This window comes from Herpetosiphonaceae bacterium, from assembly GCA_036374795.1.
Lineage (GTDB): Bacteria > Chloroflexota > Chloroflexia > Chloroflexales > Kallotenuaceae > LB3-1.
The window spans coordinates 1-1,141 of record DASUTC010000271.1; the positions used below are offsets into that span (position 1 = coordinate 1).

Sequence of the window (1,141 nt, forward strand, 5' to 3'; positions counted from 1 at the left end):
ATGCACCTGTTTGGTGACGCCGCCGGCCGTTTGCGCGGCGTGGCGACGCTGCCTGCTTTGCAGGCGGCGATCGCGGATGCTCAGCGGCGCTGCAGCCGGCCGGACGGCATCCTGCTGACCGGCGATCTGGTGCAGGACGACCCGGAGGGCTACCGCTGGATCCGGCACATCTTCGGCGCCTCACAGGTTCCGGTGCTGTGTCTGCCCGGCAATCACGACCTGCCCGACCACATGCACGCCGCGCTCAACAGCGCGCCGTTCGAAGTTTGCCGCCACCGGCAGTTCGGCCGCTGGCTGGTCGTGATGCTCGATTCGTGGCTCGCCAACAGCGCCGGCGGCGAGATCGGCGCCGAGCAGCTGAAGAAGCTGCGTGAAGTGCTGCGCGCCAACCGCAACCAGCACGTGTTGCTCTGCTTGCACCATCAGCCGATCGCGATGCGCAGCGACTGGCTCGACCAGGTGGGCCTCACAGACTCCGCGGAATTCATGGCGCTGGTGCGCGAACACTCCAATGTGCGCGGCGTGCTCTGGGGTCACGTGCATCAGTCGCTCGACAGCTTCGTGCACGGCGTGCGCTTCATGGCGACGCCAGCAACCTGCGCCCAGTTCCTGCCCGGCAGCGCCGACTTCGCCATCGACAATCGTCCGCCCGGTTATCGTATGCTGGAGCTCATGCCGGACGGCGCAATCCAGACGGAAGTTTGCTGGCTCGAGAGCTACGCGCAGTCCGTAGTCGCGTAAGTCACGCAGGAAATCATGTCCACCCACTTTCTCCGGCACGCGTACGCGTGCATCGCGCTATTCATTTGCTCAACGGCAGCGCACGCGGCCGATCAGCAGCATCACATGCTGTGGTCGCTGCAGGGCAAGACCAACAAGGTCTATCTGCTCGGCTCCATGCACCTGCTGAAGGAAAGCGAGAAGCTGCCTGCGGCCATCGACTCCGCCTATGCAGATGCCGACGCGCTGATCATGGAGCTGGACATGGACGATCTCGATCCCCAGCAGATGCAACAGGCCGCCCTGGAGCTGGCAATGCAGCCCGAAGGCCGCACGCTGCAGCAGCAGCTCGGACCGAAGTTCTACGAGCAGTTCGCAGCGAAGACGCGCGCGCTGGGAATCGAGCCGGCGATGCTCGATC

2 protein-coding genes are annotated in these 1,141 nt (G+C 65.0%); both read left to right on the forward strand.

Features of this window, described 5'->3' with window-relative positions; genetic code table 11:
• Positions 1–741 (forward strand): metallophosphoesterase (locus VFZ66_20935; GenBank protein ID HEX6291663.1); only part of this gene is annotated, 741 nt, incomplete at its 5' end.
• A gap of 15 nt (positions 742–756) precedes the next feature.
• The coding region (locus VFZ66_20940) for a TraB/GumN family protein (protein HEX6291664.1) at positions 757–1,141 on the forward strand (385 nt) is incomplete at its 3' end.